The sequence below is a fragment of the Segatella buccae ATCC 33574 genome, assembly GCF_000184945.1.
In the GTDB taxonomy this organism is placed as follows: domain Bacteria; phylum Bacteroidota; class Bacteroidia; order Bacteroidales; family Bacteroidaceae; genus Prevotella; species Prevotella buccae.
This window is the reverse complement of the sequence record NZ_GL586311.1, coordinates 1,651,684-1,675,359: the sequence shown is the minus strand read 5'-3', so window position 1 is coordinate 1,675,359 and position 23,676 is coordinate 1,651,684. Positions and strand designations below refer to the sequence as shown.

The window sequence follows — 23,676 nt, the reverse complement described above, 5'->3', positions numbered from 1 at the left end:
AAGCCGTGCCTCCGTGAGGAAGTGCGGCTTTTTTCGCATCTTGAAAGGAAACCTATAACAAGGGGACGAAGCATTAAAAAACATATTGCTTCATCTCGGCTGTTTTCTCCTCATACACATCGACAGACACCCGCCGCCCCCGCAGGGAGCGACACCGGGGAAAATCTTTGAAATAGGCATCGTGCGTGATGTACCATCCGTAGTTGCCTATCTCGCTGAGCCGGACAAGCTGGCGGTCGATAGTACGCGCAAAGCGGGGGTTGACGGAAGACAGGAAGTGCCGGCCGTCTCTCATGCGGAGAGCTAAGACGAGATAGACAGACGGCGGGCCCACCTTTCGGGGTTTGCTCCCGTCGGCCACCTTCCAGCCTTTCGTGGTGGTCATGGCCTGTATGTGCCAGCCATGCTTGCGGTTGAGCGAGTCGGCCATTCCGCGCCACACAATGCCGTGGGGTGCCGTATCTTTCACACCGGTGTAGGCTATGCTGTAATGAATCATCTCGTGGAGGAGTACATTCTTGGCCTGATCCTCCGTCATATCATAATAGGTGGAGAGCTTGATGGTGAAATCGTAGAGTTTGGTGCGCCCCCATCTCATCGTGCGCTTACAGGCCATCTGTCCGAGTTGGGTGCGTGCATGCGACAAGGCAAAAAGCGGAACGGGCAGTCCGCTGCCAAAATACAGGCGGTTGAACTCCCCAAACCACTGTTCCATCCATGCTGTCGTAACGATCATCGTTTGTCAGGTTTTGAAATTTCCGTTTTACTTTTAAAAGAACCTCCTATCCTCTTTTCGCCGATTCGCTCCTGAGAGAGACAAGAAGAAAGCTCCCTTCCGCGCCCATCAGTCACTGTTGGCGAGCGTCGCCACCAGATATTCCGAGCGAGTGCCGATGCGGAATTTTCCGCCCCAAATGCCGATGCCACTGGTGACGAAATACTGCGTGCGCCCCTTTGTCAGCGGTCCGTAAGCATCTTCATAGATAACATCTTCTATCCATGATATGGGCCACACCTGCCCGTAGTGGGTGTGTCCGCTCAACTGGAAGTCTATACCGGCCTTCTCAGCCTCCTCCAAGTGGTAGGGCTGGTGGTCGAGCAGGATGGTATATTTTGACTTGTCCATCTTCCCGGCAAGCGTTTGCAACGAGGCTCGCCGGCTGTTGGTGCGGTCGTCCCGCCCCACGATGTTGATGCCGTCGACGGTAATCACGGAGTCGATGAGCAGATGGATGCCTGCTTCACGATAGAACTGCTGCGCCTTGCTGTTGCCGCTATAATACTCGTGGTTGCCCAGACAGGCGTAGACGGGTGCATTGAGCTTGCGAAACTCCGCCGCCATGCCCTGCTCGTTGAGTGCGCGTATGCTGCCATCGATGATGTCTCCGCCGATAAGCACAAGGTCGGGATGCTCGTCGTTGATGAGTTTCACCCAACGTCGAAACTCCCCCACGCGGTTGTGATAGCCCAGATGCAAATCGCTCAGCATCACCATCTTCAGTGGCCGCGGGAGCGGTTTCGAGGTGGCGAGGGTGATTTCCTGCCTCACTTTGTCCTGATAGTGGAAATAGCCATAGGTGAACAACACCGCCAAGAGACCCACCACAGCGAGCGACCCTCTCACGCTGCCGGTCACAAACGACGGCGGCACGAGATGAACCAGCCGCCCGAGGTCGAGCAGAAGGTAGATCATCATGAGATAAAGCAGAATGAAAATCGTGGAGTTACCCACCTCATACATGCCGATGGCCACCGGCATGGGCTTGTCGTCGAGTCCCCAAGCGAAGTTGAGGAAGAAACAGACAAAGCACAGCAGCATCACTCCCAGCACCATCCATTTATATATCGGCGCGAGTGGCAGAATGGTCCAAGTGCGCCACAGCGAATATCCCAATCCCGACAGGGGGATAAGGAGAAACAATAACATCCAATATGATCTCATGGGTGCAAAGGTAAGAAGTTTTTGCGAAAGCCTCTCCATCCGCTCAAAAGAAAAAACTACCACTATTACAGAATCTGCCCACAGATGGTGGAAAACGGACGAAGAGTCAAGAGGGAGGGTAGAAGCGTAACAAATTCCGGATATTCCGAAGCACAAAACTGCACGCATTCCATTTTTCTTTCCCCGGAATGGCGGTGGCAAAGGACTTCCGCTGCATTTACAAGAAAAAAACATTGCCACACGACGATGTATAGTAAGAAAATCAATCTTTTTGACATGGGCTTTCGGGCAAGCCCCGACGGAAAGCCGGCAAAAGCCAAGTCGGGTTGCCGAAGGGCCCGGATGACTTTGCCAAAGAGCCACAGTCAGAAGCCCAAAGAGCCACAGTCAGACGGCCAAACGGCCCCTTTCGCAAGGTCAGGAAGCCCCTTTGGCAACAGTGCTTGACCAAAAGGCATGAAAAAAGGAGCACCCTCCGGCACTCCTCCACTACAAAGATACTGCTTTTTTCAGCCGAATCCAAATCGGCACTCAAATAAGTTTACACCGTTCCGTCACCTCCGCTTGACGGCGCTTGCGAGTTTCCCGCCTGTCCGCGCCTTCCTCCCGGCCTTTCCGTTTTATTCCGCTTCCACGTCACCGTCGGTCTGTGTCTTGGGCCAGTTCACGAGAAAGAGTTTTTCCGAAGCGCGGGTAAAAGCCGTGTAGAGCCAGTGGATGTAGTCGGGCGTGAGCATGTCGTCGGTCATGTAACCTTGGTCGAGATAGATATGCGCCCACTGTCCGCCCTGCGCCTTATGGCAGGTGACGGCATAACCGAACTTCACTTGCAGAGCATTGAAATGGCTGTCGCTGCGCAACTTGTCCATGCGGTCTTTCTTCAGTGGCAAGTCGGCATAGTCTTCCATGATGCCGTTGAAGAGCCGTTCGCTCTGTTCGCGGGTCAGTGCGGGAGCCTCGGAGGTGAGCGTGTCAAGGATGACGGTGGCCCGGAGCTCGTAGTCGTCATAGTCGGGAAACTGCAACCATGTGTCAGCAAAACGGAAGCCGTAGAGTTGGCGCACGTTTCTCACGCGCAACACCTTGGCTCTGTCGCCATTGGCCAAGAACGAGGGAGCCCGGCTGTCGCGCTCCTCGCCGGACCGCGAGGGCGCAGTGAGACTATAGTTGTTCTTCACGATCATCAGCATGTCACCCGTACAGAGCTCATCCTCGCGGTCAAGCACGGCATTGCGGATACCCTGATTGTAGATGTTGGCGCGCTTGTTGCTGCGCGTGATGACCATCGTTTCGTCCTGCCCCACCTCAGTGTAGCTCGTGGCCAGTGCCTCGATGAGTTCCATGCTGATGTCGGCAAAGCCCCGGAAGCGTATCTTCGGCAACTGCGTGGCCTCGTCATGGGTTATCATCCGGCGAATGACGGTGGCATTGTAGAGGATGCCCGAAGTGCTGCTCTGGCGCAACACCTCGTTGAGGTCGCACTCATACACTTTCAGTCCGTAGCCTTCCAGCACTTCGCCACTCAGTGCCGGAGCCTCCTCCTCTCCCACCGGGGGCAACTGTGCCCGATCGCCGATGAGCAGCAGGCGGTCGTTGCGCCCCGAGTAGACAAAGCCCACCAAGTCGTCGAGCAGATTGCCGCTGCCAAACATGCTGTTTCCGTCCGTGAAACCGGAACCGGCCGACACCATTGAGGCCTCGTCTATTATAAATAAAGTGTCTTGATGGAGGTTGTCGTTGAGGTTGAACCGGCCGCCGATGCCCGAATAGGCCCTTTCGCGATAGATGCGCCGGTGGATGGTGAAGGCGGCATGACCACTGTTGAGCGCAAACACCTTGGCGGCCCTGCCGGTGGGTGCGAGCAGCATCACCTTCTGCCGGAGTGCCACCATCGTTCGCACAATGGCCCCGGCAAGCGAAGTCTTTCCCGTGCCGGCCGACCCGCGCAGAATCATCACCGTCTGCGGATGGCGGTCGGTGAGAAAACGGGCAAAGACCGTGATAGCCGCGTCCTGCTCGGCCGTGGGGTCAAAGGCAAACTGCCGGAGTATCTGGTATCGTAGCTCGTCGATGATCATTCTTTCCCGGAGGGGAGGATTTTTTAAGGAGTTAAGGGAGTGAAGGAGTGAAAGGGAATAAGACAACGGCATAGGTGTTTATATTCCTTGTATTCTAGGAAATAAGGCTATTTATCTTAACTCCCTTTCACTCCTTCACTCCCTTAACTCCTTAAAAGAAAACCTTTTCCTCATTTAGTGAATCTGTTTGCAAACATTTTCGTAACTTTGCAAAGTTACGAAATAATGCTAAGATGCAAATGAAAATTAGCAATAATTACATATTGTCCTTCTGTATTGTGGCCCTTGCCGTGGCCGCCTTTGTGAGTGTGAACCGCCCGTTGCGATTCGACCGTAAGCGGAAAGCACGCGAAACGGCCGTCATAGAGCGCATACGGCTCATCGGGCAGGCCGAAAAAGGCTATCTGCAAAAGCATGGGGTCTACACGGCCGACTTTCGGCAGCTCACCGCCGAGAAGTTGCTGGCTGACTCCCTGCAATTCATTCCCTACTCCAACGGTCAACGATTCGTCCTGCAAGCCACAGTAGATGTATCTCCGACAGGACACCGACGGCCCCTTGTGGAATGTTCGGCTCCTTACGAAGCCTATCTGAACGGACTCGACGAAAATCACATTAAACGACTGATAGACGATGCCATGGCGGCAGGAAAGTTTCCGGGAGTGAGCATCGGGGACACCAATGGCACACAATAATCCGGACGGTCCCTAAACAATTTCCACGCACCATGACAGAAAACTAAAATCCTTTCGATTTGGCTATGTTGGGGAAATGTTGTATATTTGTTGTCGAATATCAATAACGAGCAAAGCATGAAATACGAAACTGTAAAATACCGCAACCGCGACGAAGCGGCGGAAGCCTTGCGCAAAATGATGAAACGCAAACACTAATGGGTGGAAAAGACGGAACGTGAGTTTGAGGAGATGCATAAACAATAACGCTGCTGTTATCGTTCAGAGAAACAATCCGAATATTACCGACGTTATCCGCGACTTTGATGACTTCGTTGACTTCTTCCAAAACAAGCCCGAATAAAACAAAAATAGAAAGCAAGGATAATATCCTCCCTATATAATTGTGCGATCCGTAATGCGGGACTTTGCCACACCATTCTAATAGAAAAAGCCGAATAACCATATATGGATAAAGAACCGACAACCACTAAAAAGCCTCGGCTGACCATTCGCCTCAGCCGCAAGACGATAGCTTTCTCGGCTTTGGACAAAGAGAGCGAGAAGCAGGTGTGCTATGAGCCCTACACCGTGAAAAGCGGTATGTCGCTCGCCGCCAATCTGCGGGAAGCACTGAAAGAGTGTGAGTTACCACAAAACGACTTCGGCAAAGCACAGGTGATGATAGACACACCGGTGCTCATGGTGCCGACAGACGAGTTTGGCGAAGACAGCATCGCCACACTCTACCGACATTCGTTCATCGGCTATGACAACGACGTGGTGCTCCACACTGTGCTGCCCGACCTCAATGCCGTGGCAGCCTTTTCCATTGGCAAAGACCTGCACATCGTCATTGAAGACAACTTCAGCGATGTGCGCTATCTGCCTCTCATGCTGCCCGTGTGGAACCATCTGCACGTGAGGAGTTTCACCGGAACTTACCGCAAGCTCTATGCGTATTTCCACAACAAACAACTCGACATCTTCAGTTTCGACAAAAACCGCTTCAAGTTTACCAACAGCTTTGAGGCTTCCCATGCCAAAGATGCCATCTATTTCATGCTCTACGTGTGGAAACAGATGGGACTGGACACCCACAAAGACGAGTTGCACCTCGTGGGCGAAATGCCTGCCAAAGATGACATGCTGGCCGACTTGCGCCGCTATCTGCAAAAAGTCTACATCATCAATCCGTCGGCAGAGTTCAACCGGGCACCGATAACACAAATCAAAGGTCTGCCCTTCGACCTGCTCTCGCTCTACGTGAAACGGAACTGATTATCTTAACACACCTATCACCCACCACCTATCACCTGACATGCGCATCATCACAGGAGAATATAAAGGAAGACATTTCGACATTCCTCGTACATTCAAGGCCCGACCCACAACCGACTTTGCCAAAGAGAACATCTTTAATGTGCTGCAAGGCTACCTCGCTCTTGACGGTGCATCGGCACTCGACCTCTTTGCCGGCACGGGCAGCATCTCGCTTGAGCTCATCTCGCGCGGTTGCCGGCAAGTGGTGAGCGTGGAAGCCGATCGCGACCACGCCAACTTCATACGCCGGTGTATGCAAAAATTGGGCACGGAGCGTGACATCCTCGTACGTGGCGATGTATTCCGATTCATGAAATCATGCCACCGGAAATTTGACTTCATTTTCGCCGACCCGCCCTATACCCTAACCGAATTGGCCACAATACCCGACCTCGTGTTCCAATACGACCTGCTGGAACCGGAAGGCTTGCTTGTTTTTGAGCATGGCAAGAGAAACGATTTCTCCAGCCATCCCAACTTTGTGGAACATCGGAGTTATGGCAGTGTGAATTTCTCCCTGTTTCGTGTAGCCCGGACAGAAGAAACCACCGGAGATAGAGAGTGACGGGCACGAGGCATCCACCCGCTTCTATCCGGAAGAGGTAGAAACCATTAAAAGAAAAGGCAATGAAACTAGCAGAAGCACTCAGCATCAGAAAAGACTTGCAAAAGCGTGTAGAGCAAATCAAGGCACGCTTGCTCAACAGTGTAAAAACACAGGAAGGAGACGAACCGGCCGAACAGCCGACCGAACTGTTTACCGAACTTGACGACAGTCTGGCCCGGTTGGAGACCTTGGTCTTCTACATCAACAAGACCAATATGGAAATCGGCATCGACGGTCGGACGCTCACCGAACTACTGGCCCAACGGGACATGTTCACAACTAAAATCAATGTACTGCGCAGTGTGTTTGACAAAGCCACGGAAACACAGGACAGATATAGCCGCACGGAGATAAAACTGGTGACGAATGTAGATGTCAAACAACTTGGCAAACAAATAGATAAACTGGCAAAAGAATTGCGCGAACTCGACTACAAAATACAATCGGCCAACTTCACAACCGAATTGGCTGAATAAAAACCTTTAGGCCAAGACCCACCCAACGTGGAGCGAGCTAAAAACAAGCATCTCCATGCATTCACAGCCGCACGGAACCAACGGCACGATGCCAACCGGCATCTATTACGATTCAGGTTCAGCACGACTGTACACGCATACACCGGGCAATGCGCACCGAGCACTACCGTCAGCTGACCACACACGGTGAGGTCTTGGCCTTTCTCTTTCTCTCCAACAAACCGGCTACCGGGACTTTTCACTCTCTTCCCCCTTGCAACTTAGCCATGCCTGCGCAACGCGGTATCCACATTCTTCACTTCCTCTAATTCCATTCACAACAACGGACTCAACAAGCGCACGAGCGATTCCCATAAACGGGTGAGAAACGGCCGGTGGCTGATGTCGGTCACCTCTTCAATGAGCTGGCAGTGCTGCTGGTCATCAAGGAAAACAGTCTTCAGGCGCAAAGCCATTTCCTTGCCATAGAAGAAGGCGTTGGCTTCAAAATTGTTTTCAAAACTGCGAAAGTCGACATTGGTGCTGCCACAGGTGGCCACCGTGTCGTCGCTTACAAGAAACTTGGAATGGTTGAAGCCCGCTTCGTAAAAGTAGATTTTCACGCCCGCCTCAATCGTTTCGAGCACGTATGACCGGCTGGCCCACTCCACCAGTTTGGCATCGGAGTGGAGGGGAATCATCAGTCGCACATCCACGCCACCCAATGCCGCTGTGCGCATGGCAAAAAGAATAGGCTCGGTGGGCAGGAAATAGGGGGTCTCCATATAGACATAATACTTAGCCTGCAAGAGAATGCGCACGTAGCCCTGCATGATGTCGGGCCAAGGTGTGACCGGACTGCTCGTGACCACCTGCATGAGGCAGTCGTTATTGATGGTGGGCGAGACATCGGGATAATAGAGACGCTTGGTGAGAAGGGTGCGATCGACAAAATACCAGTCTACCAAAAAAGTGCGCTGAATGGCATATACCCCTCCACCCTCTATGCGCAGATGGGTGTCGCGCCAGGCATAACGGCGGGTTCCCTTGACATAGCGCATGGCGATGTTCATGCCACCGATGAATCCTACACGACCGTCGACAACACAGAGTTTGCGGTGGTTGCGGTAGTTCACCTTGCTCGTGAAAGCAGGAAACTTCACAGGCATGAACGAATGGACATCAAGCCCATTGTCACGCAGACGCTCAAAAAAGCTGTCACGCACACGCCAACAGCCCACATCGTCGTAGATGAGCCGAACCTCCACCCCCTCACGAGCCTTGGCGATGAGTGCATCGGCCACGAGATTGCCCAAGGGGTCGTCTTCAATAATGTAGGTGGAGAGATGAATGTGATGAACTGCCCGGGCTATGTCTGCCAACAAGGCGGGGAAAAACTCATAGCCCGAGGTGTAGATTTCCACATTGTTGTCCTTGAACGGCAACGCAAAGTTCTGATTGGCGAAAAGCCTCATCAGCGGAAGCTGGTTTTCGGGAATATGGAGGTTCTGCTGTTCGGCAAATTCGAGCATGGAGCGCTTGGTGAGCTGATCCATACTGCGCTGACTGATCATGCGCTCTTTGCGTATGTTCTGACCGAAGAAGAAATAGAGCACAATGCCCACCACGGGCAGGAATACGAGCACCATCAGCCAAGCCATGGTCTTCACCGGCTGACGGTTGTCCATCAGCACAGCTGTCATCGTGGCTACAATCACGACGACATAGACGGCGAGAATCATCCAATGCAAGTAAACCATACGCTCAAGTTGCCTTTCTATTTGAAACCAATCAGCTTGTGAGTTTGCAACGACAGCTGCCACTTGGGATGCTGTTTGATGTACTCGGTACAGGCAGCAATGATCTCGGCATTGCGCACAGGGTCGCCCGTGTCGCAAGGCTGGAGATAATAAAAGTCAGCTCTGATGCCGCAATCATCCGCCCTGCCGGACTCATCGAAAAGGCATTTCAGTTCATTGCAGCGGTTGACAGACACCTGTTCTTTGGGAGACACCGTGAGCCAGTCAAGATTGGGAGGAGGTTCCTTCGTCCCGTTCGACTCCATTGCCACTTCCGGAAAACCGGCATGATGCAGGGCATCAATCAAGTCGAAGTCTACTTGTAAAGTGGGCTCTCCCCCGGTCAAGACCACAAGCACGCTACTACGAGCTGTCCCCACGCCCTCTCCCGACCGATTGTCAACAAATGAGGGCAAAATCCCTTTAACGGTATTGACCACCTCATCGGAAGTCATCTCACGGTAGGCCCTAAAATCGGTGTCACAGAAAGAACACGCAAGATTGCATCCGCTGAATCGCACAAACACGGCTGCACGTCCTGTGTTGCGCCCTTCTCCCTGTAAAGAATAGAATATCTCGTTGATGCGATAGCGTTTCATGGCTCTACTCATCTTTTTCGTAGATGGCAATATTGCCTTCACTCTCCTGCACCACGGCCTTATAGCACAGAGGTATCTGTTCCGTCACCCACCGTGCAATGTTCTCTGCCGTGGGGTTGAAAGGGAGCACTTCGTTAAGATCGGCATGGTCGAGAGGTTCCTTAATCTTCTGCTTGATGAGCGTGAAGTCCACCACCATACCGTCGGCATTCAGTTCACGGGCCTTACAAAAGACTGTGATCTTCCAATTATGACCATGAATGCGTGTGCATTTACTCTCATAGGAAAGTGAAAGGTGATGACTTGCCGATATCTCCAATGTCTTCTGTACGTAAAACATAAAATTTTGCTTTTATTTTTCCTGTTCTTCTGTTTGTTTTGTATTTTGTCTGCCGGTAGCCTTATCCTCCAGATCGACAGCCCTGATTTTCTGCAGAAGAGCCAATTCATTGAGGGCATAATCGCTACTGTCAGGCTCATTGAGCAAAGCTTTGAGCAACACTTCGGCAGCGGTATAAAGGTGACGGCGGATGAGCAGTGTGGCTTTCCGGCGCAACAGAAAGTTGCGGAAACCTACTGCATAAACTGCTTTCTCAACCCCTTCTTCCATACCGCGTGTCACCTCGGCGAGCAATGTGTCGATGACAGTCACAGCCCGAAAGTCATTGCTGTTGACAAGGCAGTTGACAAAAGCCTCGGTATAAGTCACCCGATTGAGCCCGAAAATGAGGTTGAGGTAGAAGTAGGCCTTGTCGTATTGCTCCAACTGGCAATAGGCAAAGCCTATGCAATAGCACACCTCATAGAAATGTTCACGCGCTGCGGGCGGCATTTTCTCGTAAGCATTCTGCGTCAGTCGGAAAGCGTTTTCCAGCCACGGAAGTGCTTCGACATAGCGCTCAGACAAGAAAAGTTGCCGACCGCGATAGACGGCGTGGCCCACTTGAGGATTGAGGCATTCGCTGAGAATGCGCTCGTCGGGTGAAAGTTTTTCCTCGCTCCCACCCATAAGTTTGGCTTGGGCCTCTTTCCAATGATAACGAAACTCTTGCAGACGCTCGTCGGGCGAAGACAGGTCGTAGGCAGCAAGAGCCGAACGCGTAAGTGGCTGCGCCTGAATATTGCCCTTCGGGTAACGAGGCTGTATGGAAAGGGGGACAAGCGTCGCCGTGATGCGGAAGTAGAGCGTCTGCTGACAGCCGGGCAGTGCCAACAGATGGATCACCAAAGAACGCTCGCGCGTCAAGTCGGATGCCTGATAGAAAGTATAGGACAACGTGGCCTCGGTCTTGACAAACTTTCTGCCAGCGATGAGCATCTCGGCAAGATTCAGCCGGTCATCGGCTTCAACAGTTTGTCCGTCAACAGTCAATGCCACGGGAACCGTCTCATGCAGCTGCATGGCCACTTCCATCCATAGGTGCAGCGTGAGGGGTGCGTCTTCCCCGGCACGCCAACTGCCGGGCGTCTGCTGATGTGCCATCTCCTGTTCACGGATAAGGAATAATTCACGTTCAAACTGCTGATGTTCCGTCTCAAAGTCGAACATACCTGCTCGCTTGGCATGTTCGACACCCTCTTCCAACTTGCGGACAAAAGCATTCTGCCAAGAAAATGCATCTATCATTACATGCTTGAGCATACTGGCAGCCCTTTGTTCGTCAAGCAACAGTCCGGCATAGAAATGCACATCGACCACATTCTCCTTCTCGTTGAATGTGTAACAGGCCGTGAGCCCATCTGCATTGATATTGGTTTGGTTACAAAGTTGTCTCACCAGATCGATGTTCTCCGCCGACGTGTCACAAAAGAAAAGATAGAGCAAGCGCACATAGGGTGTACCACGTCTCACCCGCAAACGAAAATGTCCACGCTGGAAATCAAACTTTACCACCCGGTCGTTACCATCAGTGACCCATGTTCCTTTACAGTTGAGTTCACGCAGTGCAGCCTTGATGATTCGCTGATTGGCCGTCTGGTCTATCTTGTCGATGTCTTTACGGATACGACTATGTTGGTTCCATATTCTGTAGAGAGGCAGACCATAGAACCAAAAAACCGCAACCAAGATAGTTGCAAGCAGCAGAAACACCAATACGTTTAACAAAATTTCCTCCATGCGTAAAGTCTCAATATTTAAGAGTTAAAGGAGAAGTCACTTGACATAAGCGGAAAAGAGCACAACACTTGTTTCCCGCATCAGAGGTCAAAGACTAAAGCACGATGTTGCTGCCCAAATGGCGGGCCAAGTTGTTGCGGATAATCTGCATATTCTTGTATTCTTCCATCAATGCCATCATCTTATCGTTGTCGTCGGCATGGCGAAGGATATCCCGTTTCAGTTGTTCAAGATGCCCCTCCACATAGTTCATCCGGAAGTCGAGAACCAAGCGGACAACCTCATTGCGCAGCTTGTCTTCGCTCGGTTGTGTCTGCACGTTTTTGGGCATAGGCACTTTGTCCACACTCATCTCAACGGCCAACTTACTGATTTCCGGATCGTGATGACGTAAAAAATAGTTCTCAGCCTTGAAAGTTTCATCATCAAGATGGTCGACACATTCTGTGAGCACACGGTTGTAAGTGTCATTTTTGAACTTCAGGCCGTCGGCCTCCAAGTCGTAATAGATGTATTGGGCCACAGGGAGTGTAACTGTTTCAGTCTCCCCCTCACCGCCATTGGCATCTACGCTGATCAGTTCATCCCCATGCCTGAACACCATTTGAATGATCATGCGTTCCACCTCCTTTTCCTGTGTGGTTTTTGCAGCCTCTATTGCCGGACGAGACTCGACCGCTCCCGGTACCGACGGTTCGCCGGGAGCCTGCTGCAAACCCGCCGACCGCATCTCTGCCTTCTGCCGCTCGTCTTTTCCGTTACGGATAAAGCGGTTCATCTGACTGATGAGCGTGGCCTCGTTGATGCCCAACCGCTGTGCGCAGTCATGGATATAGGCGGCCCGGACTATCTGGTCGGTGATGAGTGAAATGCTCTCCACAATAGAGTTGATGGCTTCCGAACGCTTAATGGGGTCGGTGACACCTTTCAGCAACAGATTGGTCTTAAACTGTATGAAGTCGGTCTGGTGTTCCTCAATGTAGCTTTTGAAATCGGCAGCCGTATGATTTCGTGCGAAACTGTCAGGATCGTTACCGTCGGGCAAGAGCAAAACCTTAATGTTCATACCTTCAGAAAGCAACATATCCGTACCACGCATAGCTGCATGGATACCGGCCGCATCGCCGTCGTAGAGCAACACGATATTGTTGGTGAACCGATGGAGCATGCGTATCTGATAGTTGCTGAGGGCCGTTCCCGAATTGGCCACCACATTCTCGATGCCGCATTGGTGCATCGAAATCACATCCGTGTAGCCCTCCACCATATAAACGCAGTCTTCTTTGGCGATAGCCTTCTTGGCCTGATAGATGCCATAGAGCTCGCGCTCCTTGTGATAGACCTCCGAGTCGGGCGAATTGACATACTTCTGACTCACACCTTTTGTTCTTGAGTCGAGCACACGCCCACCAAAAGCCACCACCTTTCCACTCACCCCTATCCAAGGGAAAATGGCCCGGCCGGCAAAACGGTCCACCAATCCACCGCCATCGCGCTGATAACAAAGTCCGGTTTTGATCAGGAACTCGGCTTGATAACCATGCTTAACAGCTGCCTGTGAGAGAGCATCACGCTGATTGGGTGCGAAGCCCAACTGAAACTTGCGGATGATATCGTCCCGAAAACCGCGGCTGCGAAAGTATTGCATACCGATGGCCATTCCGTCGACATCTTCATGGAGAATCTGCTGGAAATACTTGGCGGCCCACTCGTTGACGATGAACATCGACTCCCGTTCGTTTTCGCGTTTCTTTTCTTCATCGGAAAGTTCCCGTTCCCGCACTTCGATATTGTATTTCCGGGCCAACCAGCGTAGCGCATCAGGATAAGTCATCTGCTCCAACTCCATCAGAAAATTGACGGCGTTGCCTCCTTTTCCGCACGTGAAACAATGGCAAATGCCACGACTCGGCGACACGGAGAAAGAAGGATGGGAGTCGTTGTGGAACGGACAAAGGCCCACATAGTTGACCCCACGTTTCCGCAACGACACATATTCGGACACCACATCTACAATATTGGTGGCATCCATGATTCTATCTATTGTAGCTCTATCTATCATACCTTATTATATATGCAAAGGTACGAAAAAGTTGGATAACGGCAACGGCATTAAAAGTTTTTAATTGAAACGATGCACAATTCACTCCTTTTGTGCGCAAAAACCATCTCGTTGTGCAATTTTAAACCTTTTTATTTGCTCAACAGGTAAAAAAGAAGTATTTTTGCGACCGTATTTTTACTGTTTTACACCGATCTAACCCTTGCAATATTACATATATAATTGATATCGTTTTATGAGTTTAAAAATCGTAGTACTTGCCAAGCAGGTACCAGACACAAGAAACGTGGGCAAAGACGCCATGACAGCCGAAGGGACTGTCAACCGCGCCGCTTTGCCTGCCATTTTCAATCCTGAAGATTTGAACGCATTGGAACAGGCCCTCCGACTGAAAGAGCTGCACCCCGGATCTACTGTCGGAGTGCTCACAATGGGGCCTCCACGTGCGGGCGAAATCATCCGTCAGGGACTTTACCGCGGTGCCGACACCGGCTGGCTGCTCACCGACCGTCTCTTTGCAGGTGCCGACACACTGGCCACTTCCTATGCCTTGGCTATGGCCATCAAGAAAATTGGCGATGTGGATATCGTCATTGGCGGTCGTCAGGCCATCGACGGAGACACGGCACAGGTGGGACCGCAGGTAGCCCAGAAGTTGGGATTGAATCAAGTGACATACGCTGAAGAAATTTTGAAAATCGAAAACGGCATCGCTACGATTCGCCGTCACATCGACGGTGGCGTGGAAACGGTCGAGGCTCCGCTGCCGGTTGTTATCACCGTGAACGGCTCGGCCGCCCCTTGCCGCCCCTGCAACGCCAAGCTCGTGATGAAATACAAGTATGCCACTTGTCCCATGGAGCGCAAGGGCAACGAACCTTGGAGCAACCTCTACGACGAGCGGCCTTACCTCACGCTCAACCAATGGAGTGTGGCCGATGTAAACGGAGATCCGCAGCAGTGTGGTCTGAGCGGTTCGCCCACCAAGGTGAAAGCTGTACAGAATATCGTGTTCCAAGCCAAAGAGAGCAAGACTCTTACCTCGGCTGACGCTGATGTGGAAAACCTCGTGAAGGAACTTATTGACGAAAAGATTATCGGTTAACTAAAAACGGTGTACTAAGATTTTATGAATAACGTATTTGTATATTGCGAGATCGAAGGCACTTCCGTTGCCGAAGTATCTCAAGAACTGCTCACCAAGGGCCGCAAGCTCGCCAACGAACTGGGTGTGGAACTCCATGCCATTGTTGCCGGAACAGGCATCAAAGGTCAAGTGGAGGAGCAGGTTCTCCCTTACGGTGTGGATAAATTGTTTGTTTTCGATGCGGAAGGGTTGTTCCCATACACTTCCGCTCCCCATACCGACATTCTCGTCAACCTCTTCAAAGAGGAGAAACCGCAAATTTGCCTCATGGGGGCAACAGTTATCGGGCGAGATCTCGGCCCGCGTGTGAGTTCGTCACTGACCAGCGGACTCACAGCCGACTGCACACAACTGGAAATAGGAGACTACGACGAAAAGAAAACCGGTAAGCACTATGAAAATCTGCTCTATCAGATTCGTCCGGCTTTCGGGGGCAACATCGTTGCCACTATTGTCAATCCCGACCATCGCCCACAAATGGCTACCGTGCGTTCGGGTGTCATGCAGAAAGCCCTTTACGAGGGTAAAGCCAAAGGAGAAGTGGTTTATGCCGACACAGCCAAATATGTGCCCACAGCTGACTATGTAGTGAAGGTCATCGATCGGCATGTAGAGGCAGCCAAGCACAACCTGAAAGGTGCTCCCATCGTCGTCGCTGGAGGTTACGGCGTGGGCAGTAAGGAAGGATTCGACAAGCTCTTCCAACTGGCAAAGGAACTCCACGGAGAGGTGGGAGCCAGCCGTGCCGCTGTGGATGCGGGCTGGATCGACCACGACCGGCAGATTGGCCAAACGGGCGTAACAGTTCATCCCAAGGTGTATATTGCCTGTGGCATCTCCGGACAGATACAGCACATCGCCGGTATGCAGGACTCGGGCATCATCATTTCCATCAATAGCGATCCTGATGCCCCCATCAACCAAATTGCCGACTATGTGATCAACGGAACTGTAGAAGACGTTGTTCCGAAACTCATTAAGTATTATAAGCAGAATAGTAAGTAAAAAAATAAAAAACTCCTCCCCGGCCTTCCCACAAGGCCGTTCACTCCCTTCTCCCCCTCGGAGAGGGGACGGGGATAAGGCTTTTAAAACAACTATGGCAAATTACTATACCGACCATCCGGAGATAGCGTTCCACCTGAACCATCCGTTGATGAAGCGCATCGTTGATCTCAAAGAGCGCAACTATGCAGACAAAGACCAATTTGAAGATGCTCCCGTAAATTATGAGGATGCCATCGAGAACTATAAGCGCATCCTTGACATCACAGGCGATGTGGCAGCCAATATCATTGAACCCAATGCAGAGGCCGTTGATCTGGAAGGCCCGCATCTTGAGAACGGGCGCATGATCTATGCCGGCAAGACCGTTGAGAACATCGATGCCACCCGCAAGGCCGGACTTTGGGGCGTTTCCATGCCGCGCCGCTACGGCGGACTGAACCTGCCCAATGTCACTTTCTCCATGTTGAGTGAAATCATTGCCGCTGCCGACGGTGGATTTCAGAACATCTGGAGTCTTCAGAGTTGTATTGACACCCTCTATGAGTTCGGTTCCGAAGAACAGTGCAAGAAGTACATCCCCCGCATCTGTGCCGGAGAAACCATGTCGATGGACTTGACCGAGCCCGATGCCGGCTCTGACTTGCAGCGCGTGATGCTGAAAGCGACTTTCGACGAGGCAGAAAACTGCTGGCGGCTAAACGGCGTGAAGCGTTTCATCACCAACGGAGACTCCGACATCCACCTCGTTCTGGCCCGCTCCGAAGAAGGAACCAAAGACGGGCGCGGCCTGTCCATGTTCATCTATGACAAACGTGATGGCGGCGTAAACGTGCGCCACATCGAGAACAAGCTCGGCATCCACGGTTCGCCTACCTGCGAACTGGTCTACAAGAATGCCAAGGCCGAACTTTGCGGCAACACACGCATGGGCCTCATCAAGTATGTCATGGCACTGATGAACGGTGCCCGACTGGGCATTGCCGCCCAAAGTGTGGGTGTAGAACAGGAGGCTTACAACGAAGGACTGGCCTATGCCAAAGAGCGTGCGCAGTTCGGACAGAAGATCATCCACTTCCCTGCCGTCTACGATATGCTTTCTCGCATGAAAGCCAAACTTGACGCAGGCCGCTCACTGCTCTACCAAACCGCCCGCTACGTGGACATCTACAAAGCTCTGGAAGACATCTCACGCGACCGCAAGCTCGATGCCGAGGAGCGTGCAGAGATGAAAAAATACAATCGTCTGGCCGATGCGTTCACGCCACTGGCAAAGGGCATGAACTCTGAATATGCCAACCAGAACGCCTACGATGCCATCAGCATCCACGGCGGGTCGGGCTTCATCATGGAGTATAAGAGTCAGCGACTGTTCCGCGACGCCCGCATTTTCTCCATCTATGAAGGCACGACACAGCTTCAGGTGGTTGCCGCCATCCGCTACATCACCAATGGCACCTACCTCTCCATCATCAAGGAGATGCTCGAAGCCCCCGTTTGTGACAGTCTGCAACCGCTCCGGAGCCGCGTAGCCAAGTTGGTGGCTCTCTACGAGGAGGCTGTCAACCATGTGAAAGAGGCCGACAACCAAGAGTTGCACGATTTCCTCGGTCGCCGCCTCTACGACATGACGACCGAAATCATCATGTCGCTGCTCATCATCGACGACGCTTCGCGTGCCCCCGAACTCTTCGGAAAGAGTGCCGAGGTGTACGTCCGCATGGCGGAAGAGAACGTTCTCGGCAAAGCCGCCTACGTGAACAACTTCAAGGCTGAAGACCTTCCGTCTTTCCGTGCCGTAGAGCAAGAAGCCGAAGCAGGCGAATAAGAAACGCCTATCGCGGCCTCTCGTCATTGAAAGACCGCAAAAAGCCAACTCACCCATCAGGCGTGTCCGACAGCGGACACGCCTTTTTCTTTGCTCCACACCCGCCGGACTTCTCTCCCACCACACAGCCTCCACCATCACCGCAGACAAAAGCAAACTCCCACTGTCTCAAAACCGACAGCGGGAGTTTAAAAAAATTGGAACAAACATAAGTGGGAACAGACCTATTCACATAGATCCAATCCGATCATAATCACTATATACAATATAACTCTCTGAGCAATTTCTTTCCGATACCGACGCGATAGTGCGCCCCGTCATAGAAGTTGTGATAGTCCGACAGATAGGCATGGGCACTGTCAGAGGCATCCAATACCTTTTTTTCGCCGAATAGACTGCGCAAGATACGCACATCTTCGCGGTTCATCGCCGGGCCGTTGTACATGGGCCCGATGACCAATCTGACATCCGTACGGTGCTTCCGGCAGATGCGGCGGATGCGTTGCAGCGTTGCCAACTGTCCGCTGTATATCGTGCGCGGACTCTCCGTGCGCACCCCGTGCCGCCGTCTTTCCATGCGCCAATGGTCACTCTGCCAAAAATCCTCGCCCATACGGGCTATCTTCCGTTCGTCGGGCAACACGGCATCGTTGGTGTAGCGCGTGTGCGTTTGTCCGAACGGGTTGATCACACCGTTCATCGAAGGTTCGTAGTGCCCCGTGAGCTGATACTTGAGGTATTTTCCCAAGAACATGGGACTGAAAAAACCTTGCATGAAGATGGCCTGATAGGCCGGCCCGCCCAGTCCAGACACCTCCGGCGGCATCACGTGCATCACATCGTTTTGCACGTCGGCATTGACAAAGAAGCGGTCTTCACACACAATGAGCAGGTGGCGGATGGGCTGATGAGGCTGCCGGTCGAGAGCCTCAAGCTTCTGGCAAAGGTCGGCCACCCCTTCGTTGTTGCAAAACATGCGGAACGGACGGCCGTGGATATATTGGTTCCAGTCGGCTGTAGAAAAAGCCTTCGTACACGACGAGCCCATGATAAACGAATCGTAGTGCATACTGTCGCGATTGGCTTTATACTTGAGCCAGCTTACTGTGCCCTCACTCTGGCACACCTTGGGATGGTCATAGTCGGCATAGCGGCGCAACACCATGAAGGGGTCTTCCACCACATAGAGCACTCCCAACAGGAGAAACGGCAGTGCCAACAGAGCGCACCTAAAATAGAATCGGTGTATGGTTTTATGCTGTTTCATGCCTGTTTCAGAATTGAATATAGATAAAGTTCTCCACACCGAAAGCCCCAAAAAGGAATATGAGTACCACGGTGCCTACATACATTGACCATCGCAACCATGCCGGCCGGCTGCACGACCACGCTTTGAGATCGAAACGCCCATTGAGTTGCTCCCCGGCAAACATCATCACCACGGCCACGGCAAAGACTATCCAGTAGAAGTCGGTCAGCCCCAAACGCAATTCCTTGATGTTGGTATTGAAACCGTCGAGCAGATGGCGGTATATATAAAAGGTGTCTTCCACCTTCGCCACTCTGAAGAAGAGCAGCGAGAGGGCAAAGAGCAGGTAGGTGCGCAGTTGCATGAGCAGTGCCGACAGCCCGTGGGGCAGCAGACCGAGCATCCGACCACGCCACTTCCCTGCCATCGTCTCATAGCACACCACGACACCTTGGAACAGTCCGTAGAGGGCAAAAGTCCATCCGGCCCCGTGCCACACGCCTATCACGACAAACGTGACGAGCAGCGTGGCGTAGACACCCCACCGCCCCCAGTTGCGCAATTCGGCCGAGAGGGGCATGAACACATAGTCGCGCACCCAGAAAGAGAGCGAGATGTGCCACCGCCGCCACAATTCACCGGTGGTTTGCGAGAGGAACGGGCGGTTGAAATTGGGTGACAATCGGAAACCGAACATCTGCCCGAAGCCGATGGCCATGCAGGTGTATCCGGCAAAGTCGGCATAGAGTTGGATGGGATAGAGCATCGTGGCCGTGAGCAACTGCATGCCCGAAGCCACCCGGGGAGCGTCGAACACCCCGTCGAGCGAAGGGGCTATGCGGTCGGCAATCACCAGTTTGAGAAAAGCTCCCCACGCTACCACCTTCATGCCGTCTACCACCCTATCGTAGCTGAATGCCTTGCCGGCCTTCAACTGCGGCAGGAGATCGAAACCGCGCTCAATGGGCCCGGAGAGAAATTTCATGAAGAGCAGCATGTAGAGTGTGAAGTCAGGCAAACTGCGTTCGGGTTCTTCGTCCCAGTATATCTCTATCAAATAGGACAGGGCCTGAAAAGTATAGAACGAAATGCCCAGCGGGAAGAGCGGCGACCAGTAGCGGGCCACGAGCCAGATGCCGACGAGCGCACCCACCGAACCGCCGAATATCCACGAAGCCAGACGGGTGTCACGCTTGCGGTGAAGCCACAGGCCGGCATAAAAGGTCAGGAGCGTGATACCTAAAGCAAACAGCAGATAGACCAAATGATAGTAGCCTATAAACACACAACTGGCCAAGAGCAACACGCCATGTTGCCAACGGCGGCCGGTGCGCATATAGTAGAGCACAAAGGTGAGCACAAGGCACACCACAAAAGGAATCGAGAGAAACTCCATGCGAGTTGTCCGGTTTCTATTTATTGGTCTTTTCCACTATCAGGTCGCACAGTGCGCCCACATTCTTCATGCGTATAATCTCGCGCAATTTCAGTTTCAACCCGAAGTGCTTCTCCACCTCGCTGATGATAATCATGTTCGACACCGAGTCCCATCCCTCCACATCGGCAGCAGTGGTTTCGTCGGTCAGTGTCACTTGTTCTTCCTGCAAGGCCTCAGCAAAGATTTTCTCCAGCTCGGCCATGATTTCTTTTCTTTCCATTTATCTGTTGTTTATTTGTTCTTCTTTTAAGTTTTGTTCTTTGTGTGGTTGAGGGAAATGTCAGTCATTCTCTTAACGCGAGTGTGTGTGGAGGATGTCTTCCACCTCACACCATTTGCGCTATCTTCTTCCGGTCGATTTTGTTGTTCACGTTCAGCGGGAAACGGTCAAGGAAGTGGATGGTCTGTGGCAACATATAGGTGGGCAGCAACGCCTTCATGTGCTTCATCAGGTTGTCACCACAGTCGTGGTCGCGGGTCTCCACGGCCAGACTGATCGAACAGTTCTTGCGGGCATCATACACCGGCAGGGCCACCACGGCAGCCTCGTCGTGGAAGAACTTCCTCGCCACGCACTCTATTTCGCTCAACTCGATGCGGAAACCCTGAATCTTGATTTGCGAATCCTTCCGCCCATAGTAGGCAATGTCGCCGTCAGCATCTACGGAGCAGATGTCGCCCGTGCGGTAATATCGTTTGCCGTCGAGCAGAAAGAAGGCTTGGCGGTTTTTCTCCTCGTCATGCCAGTAGCCGGGTGTCAGTTGCGGACCGGCCAAGCAGAGTTCGCCCCGCTCGCCGGTCCCGACAACCTTGCAATCTACATCAACAATCAATGTGTCTACATCTTTCATGGGCCGTCCGATGCTCATGATGCCGTTCACAGCCTTACATTCCTCCTCGCGCTCATAGCGATAGGCGGTGCAGTAGATGGTGTCTTCCGTGGGCCCGTACACGTTCCACACCTCGGCACAGGGCACACTTCGGCTCCAGCACTCGGTGTCGTCTACGGGCAGTCCCTCGCCGGCAAAAAGCGAATAGCGCATTTCGGGCACGTCTATCTCGTCCATGTAGGGGCGCAGATAGTGTATCACCGATGGCACCATCATGGCAAACGTGAGCCGGTATTCATCCAACAGCTCAAACACGGCCTGATATTTTATGCGGTTGGGGGCCACGGTGTAGGTGCAGGCACCGGCCAAGACGGGAATGAGATAAGACTGCACGGAGAGGTCGAACGTGAGGTCGAACATCTGCAAGCAGCGGTCGTCCGGCCCGATTTCCATGCCCAGTGCCTCAAAGGCTTCCATGAAAGCGGCCACGTTGCCTCGCGTGATGGGTACCCCCTTGGGCCGTCCGGTGGTGCCTGAGGTGAAGAGGATATAGGCCGTCTCGCTGTCGGCGCACTCTACGGGCTTGTCGGTCAGCGCATCGCCATCTTCCAGCGTGCGCGTCATCACCACGTGACAGCCCTCATATCGTGTCTCTTCACTCGAGTCGAGAATCGTCTTCATGCCCACCTGCCCCACTATGTCGAGGCAGCGGCCAAGGGGTTGCAGCGGGTGGAGGGGCACGTAGCACTTGCCTTCCATCCAGAGGGCAAAGATGGAGGCGTAAGTCTCCAAGTCGTCATTGGCCACAAGACCGATGTATTTCTCGTCCACCCGGCGCAGTGCCCCTCTGATTCGGGCCACACATGCAGCCAGTTCCCAATAGCTGTAAAACTCGTCTTCTATGCAGAAAGCCGGAGCACCCTCACCCTCGGTGAGTGAGTGTACCAGCTTTTTCATCACTGTTTCGTTAAACTTCATACCTCTTTATCTATTTACGCCCCATGCACAAGGCATCGACGTGAGTTCTTCCTTCTGCTGTCTGATACTTAAACACGGAAGATGAGAAAAACCCCTATGAGATTTCCGAGTTTAACATTTATTTAGAAGAAAATCAATCAGGATTTCTTACGGAGACTATCGACAGCCACTACTCATCGTGTGTTTAGACAGTGGCATACAATATGGCATTATCTCATAAGATTAAGGCGAAAGACGCTCTTACAACAATGAAGCTGTAAACGGCCTATCAGAACAAATGCCGCCTCTCACACTATAAAAAGATAATTCCGGAAATATTTACAAAGCAAGAATACACACCCTCCACTTAATAGGGAAGCCAGCATATCAAATATATCCTGATGGGGATAATTTAAAAATTCATATACGATAAAAAAGAGAACTACTGCTATAACATCTTTTAAAAATCTACAGAAAGGTGCTGGTCGAAAAGTATATACCAATCCTAAACACGCAGGAACTGCAAGGAAATTGGAATAAGAATCCGCTATATGATAATCAAACAGATGATTACCATAGATGTAAGGTCGATAAAAGAAATTCATTAACAGGCTGGCACTGCTTGCCACAACACAAATTATAAGCCAAATAGCATTTACCGTACCATTTTCCATTATCTTCTCTTTCTCGTGGTTCAGTTCGTAGCCCTGATTATAGTAGCAAGACCCCCCACATGGCCACAATCCCCAAAAACACTGTAGCTATAGCACCAATACAGAACAGAATTGTTATCCTTTTCCACTTCTGATGCCATGGCTTGTCTTTTTTTTCAAACTGCTTGAAGTATTTCAGATAGCGATCTTTACTAAAAACAGATTGGTAGGCTGGAATATAGAAAATTCCAACGGGAATAGCCACTGTCAATATAATTACAAGGAAACTTACCTTTCCAAAGTATCGGAAAACGATACCAAGTAATATAAATGACAAAAAAGCCGGATAACAAGAATAAAAATAACCAAACCAATGGTGGGCCCAACCGATATGATAACCATATTCTTCGTCATAGAAAAACTTATCTATATTTTTTTGTTCTCTTTGCCGACGCTCATAATATTTCTTTTTATATTCTTTCGTAAAGAGATACTTGGGTATGGGAGAAAGTAGTATATTGACTACCCTCCCCATAAAATCGCCAAATGTCATATCACCGATCCAAAGACAATAATGTATGGCGTTTAAAAAATATTCAAAATTATTGCTGTTTATCATTTACACCTACATTTACATTCCATAAATTATATCCACAGTTCTTGTACCTAACCAACCGCCACCAAAAGTTCCGACTACCCCTCCTATGGCACCGCCAACAATCGTTCCTGGGACAACACCAACGCCGCCAAGCCGTGGGCTCCTGCACGCAACAGCTCTTTGCCAAAAGTTGCAGCTGCCCCTTTGAATATTTTTCCAATGCCATAGCTTGCAGCTGACGACAATAGGCTCAAGTCACCAGTCTTCCATACACTTTTTCCTTCGAACGACGCCTGCATCATGCTGCTGGCTA

General features: G+C 51.7%; 22 protein-coding genes. 7 read left to right on the top strand and 15 right to left on the bottom strand.

Annotated features, from left to right (window positions below; genetic code table 11):
- Nucleotides 1–73: 73 nt before the first annotated feature.
- The 3 genes from HMPREF6485_RS06395 to HMPREF6485_RS06380 all read right to left on the bottom strand — a co-directional run bounded on the left by HMPREF6485_RS06395 (nt 74) and on the right by HMPREF6485_RS06380 (nt 4,020).
- Complete coding sequence (locus tag HMPREF6485_RS06395) at nt 74–736, bottom strand: SprT-like domain-containing protein (protein WP_004345500.1); 663 nt, start codon at nt 734–736, stop codon at nt 74–76.
- 108 nt (nt 737–844) lie between these two features.
- On the bottom strand, nt 845–1,927 hold the full coding sequence (locus tag HMPREF6485_RS06390; RefSeq protein WP_248622249.1) for a metallophosphoesterase: 1,083 nt from the start codon (nt 1,925–1,927) through the stop codon (nt 845–847).
- 635 nt (nt 1,928–2,562) lie between these two features.
- Complete coding sequence (locus HMPREF6485_RS06380) at nt 2,563–4,020, bottom strand: ATP-dependent DNA helicase (protein ID WP_004345498.1); 1,458 nt, start codon at nt 4,018–4,020, stop codon at nt 2,563–2,565.
- A 239-nt stretch (nt 4,021–4,259) separates the two neighbouring features.
- Between HMPREF6485_RS06380 and HMPREF6485_RS06375 the strand changes: the two genes are divergently transcribed.
- The 4 genes from HMPREF6485_RS06375 to HMPREF6485_RS06360 all read left to right on the top strand — a co-directional run bounded on the left by HMPREF6485_RS06375 (nt 4,260) and on the right by HMPREF6485_RS06360 (nt 7,100).
- Entirely contained in the window at nt 4,260–4,715 is a 456-nt protein-coding gene (locus tag HMPREF6485_RS06375; RefSeq protein WP_248622247.1) for a hypothetical protein, read from the top strand.
- 447 nt (nt 4,716–5,162) lie between these two features.
- A complete protein-coding gene (locus tag HMPREF6485_RS06370) occupies nt 5,163–5,975 on the top strand; it encodes a DUF3822 family protein (protein ID WP_004345495.1) in 813 nt (270 codons plus the stop codon).
- A gap of 16 nt (nt 5,976–5,991) precedes the next feature.
- Entirely contained in the window at nt 5,992–6,582 is a 591-nt protein-coding gene (gene rsmD / locus HMPREF6485_RS06365; protein WP_258575510.1) for a 16S rRNA (guanine(966)-N(2))-methyltransferase RsmD, read from the top strand.
- 62 nt (nt 6,583–6,644) lie between these two features.
- Complete coding sequence (locus HMPREF6485_RS06360) at nt 6,645–7,100, top strand: DIP1984 family protein (protein WP_004345491.1); 456 nt, start codon at nt 6,645–6,647, stop codon at nt 7,098–7,100.
- A gap of 314 nt (nt 7,101–7,414) precedes the next feature.
- Here the strand turns inward: HMPREF6485_RS06360 and cls are convergent, their stop codons facing one another.
- The 5 genes from cls to dnaG form a co-directional block, all read right to left on the bottom strand.
- A complete protein-coding gene (gene cls, locus HMPREF6485_RS06355; protein WP_004340137.1) occupies nt 7,415–8,839 on the bottom strand; it encodes a cardiolipin synthase in 1,425 nt (474 codons plus the stop codon).
- 17 nt (nt 8,840–8,856) lie between these two features.
- Nucleotides 8,857–9,489, bottom strand: a complete 633-nt coding sequence (locus HMPREF6485_RS06350; protein WP_004345489.1) for a 7-carboxy-7-deazaguanine synthase QueE — start codon at nt 9,487–9,489, stop codon at nt 8,857–8,859.
- Nucleotides 9,482–9,817 (bottom strand): 6-pyruvoyl trahydropterin synthase family protein, encoded by a 336-nt coding sequence (locus HMPREF6485_RS06345; protein ID WP_004345488.1) that lies wholly within the window; start codon nt 9,815–9,817, stop codon nt 9,482–9,484. The genes HMPREF6485_RS06350 and HMPREF6485_RS06345 overlap by 8 nt, the downstream gene beginning before the upstream one ends.
- A 12-nt stretch (nt 9,818–9,829) precedes the next feature.
- Complete coding sequence (locus HMPREF6485_RS06340) at nt 9,830–11,596, bottom strand: hypothetical protein (RefSeq protein ID WP_004345487.1); 1,767 nt, start codon at nt 11,594–11,596, stop codon at nt 9,830–9,832.
- 94 nt (nt 11,597–11,690) lie between these two features.
- On the bottom strand, nt 11,691–13,658 hold the full coding sequence (gene dnaG / locus HMPREF6485_RS06335; protein ID WP_044125893.1) for a DNA primase: 1,968 nt from the start codon (nt 13,656–13,658) through the stop codon (nt 11,691–11,693).
- 235 nt (nt 13,659–13,893) lie between these two features.
- Between dnaG and HMPREF6485_RS06330 the strand changes: the two genes are divergently transcribed.
- The 3 genes from HMPREF6485_RS06330 to HMPREF6485_RS06320 all read left to right on the top strand — a co-directional run bounded on the left by HMPREF6485_RS06330 (nt 13,894) and on the right by HMPREF6485_RS06320 (nt 17,638).
- A complete protein-coding gene (locus HMPREF6485_RS06330; RefSeq protein WP_004340131.1) occupies nt 13,894–14,763 on the top strand; it encodes an electron transfer flavoprotein subunit beta/FixA family protein in 870 nt (289 codons plus the stop codon).
- A gap of 24 nt (nt 14,764–14,787) precedes the next feature.
- Nucleotides 14,788–15,810: an electron transfer flavoprotein subunit alpha/FixB family protein gene (locus tag HMPREF6485_RS06325; protein ID WP_004345484.1), complete on the top strand. Its 1,023-nt coding sequence runs from the start codon at nt 14,788–14,790 to the stop codon at nt 15,808–15,810.
- Nucleotides 15,811–15,904: 94 nt separating this feature from the next.
- Complete coding sequence (locus HMPREF6485_RS06320; RefSeq protein WP_004345483.1) at nt 15,905–17,638, top strand: acyl-CoA dehydrogenase family protein; 1,734 nt, start codon at nt 15,905–15,907, stop codon at nt 17,636–17,638.
- A gap of 256 nt (nt 17,639–17,894) precedes the next feature.
- On the opposite strand, the gene HMPREF6485_RS06315 is transcribed toward HMPREF6485_RS06320, so the two are convergent.
- The 7 genes from HMPREF6485_RS06315 to HMPREF6485_RS14230 all read right to left on the bottom strand — a co-directional run.
- Complete coding sequence (locus HMPREF6485_RS06315; RefSeq protein ID WP_004345482.1) at nt 17,895–18,905, bottom strand: hypothetical protein; 1,011 nt, start codon at nt 18,903–18,905, stop codon at nt 17,895–17,897.
- A gap of 7 nt (nt 18,906–18,912) precedes the next feature.
- Nucleotides 18,913–20,283 carry an MBOAT family O-acyltransferase gene (locus HMPREF6485_RS06310; RefSeq protein WP_004345481.1) on the bottom strand — a complete coding sequence of 457 codons (1,371 nt, stop codon included), beginning with the start codon at nt 20,281–20,283 and terminating at the stop codon, nt 18,913–18,915.
- 16 nt (nt 20,284–20,299) lie between these two features.
- Nucleotides 20,300–20,545 (bottom strand): acyl carrier protein, encoded by a 246-nt coding sequence (locus HMPREF6485_RS06305; protein WP_004340126.1) that lies wholly within the window; start codon nt 20,543–20,545, stop codon nt 20,300–20,302.
- 106 nt (nt 20,546–20,651) lie between these two features.
- Complete coding sequence (locus HMPREF6485_RS06300; protein WP_004345480.1) at nt 20,652–22,133, bottom strand: AMP-binding protein; 1,482 nt, start codon at nt 22,131–22,133, stop codon at nt 20,652–20,654.
- Nucleotides 22,134–22,420: 287 nt separating this feature from the next.
- On the bottom strand, nt 22,421–22,786 hold the full coding sequence (locus tag HMPREF6485_RS13985; RefSeq protein WP_155814394.1) for a hypothetical protein: 366 nt from the start codon (nt 22,784–22,786) through the stop codon (nt 22,421–22,423).
- Nucleotides 22,787–22,823: 37 nt separating this feature from the next.
- Nucleotides 22,824–23,384 carry a hypothetical protein gene (locus tag HMPREF6485_RS06295; RefSeq protein WP_004345479.1) on the bottom strand — a complete coding sequence of 187 codons (561 nt, stop codon included), beginning with the start codon at nt 23,382–23,384 and terminating at the stop codon, nt 22,824–22,826.
- Between the two features lie 83 nt (nt 23,385–23,467).
- A partial coding sequence (locus tag HMPREF6485_RS14230; protein ID WP_004345478.1) for a hypothetical protein occupies nt 23,468–23,676 on the bottom strand: 209 nt, incomplete at its 5' end.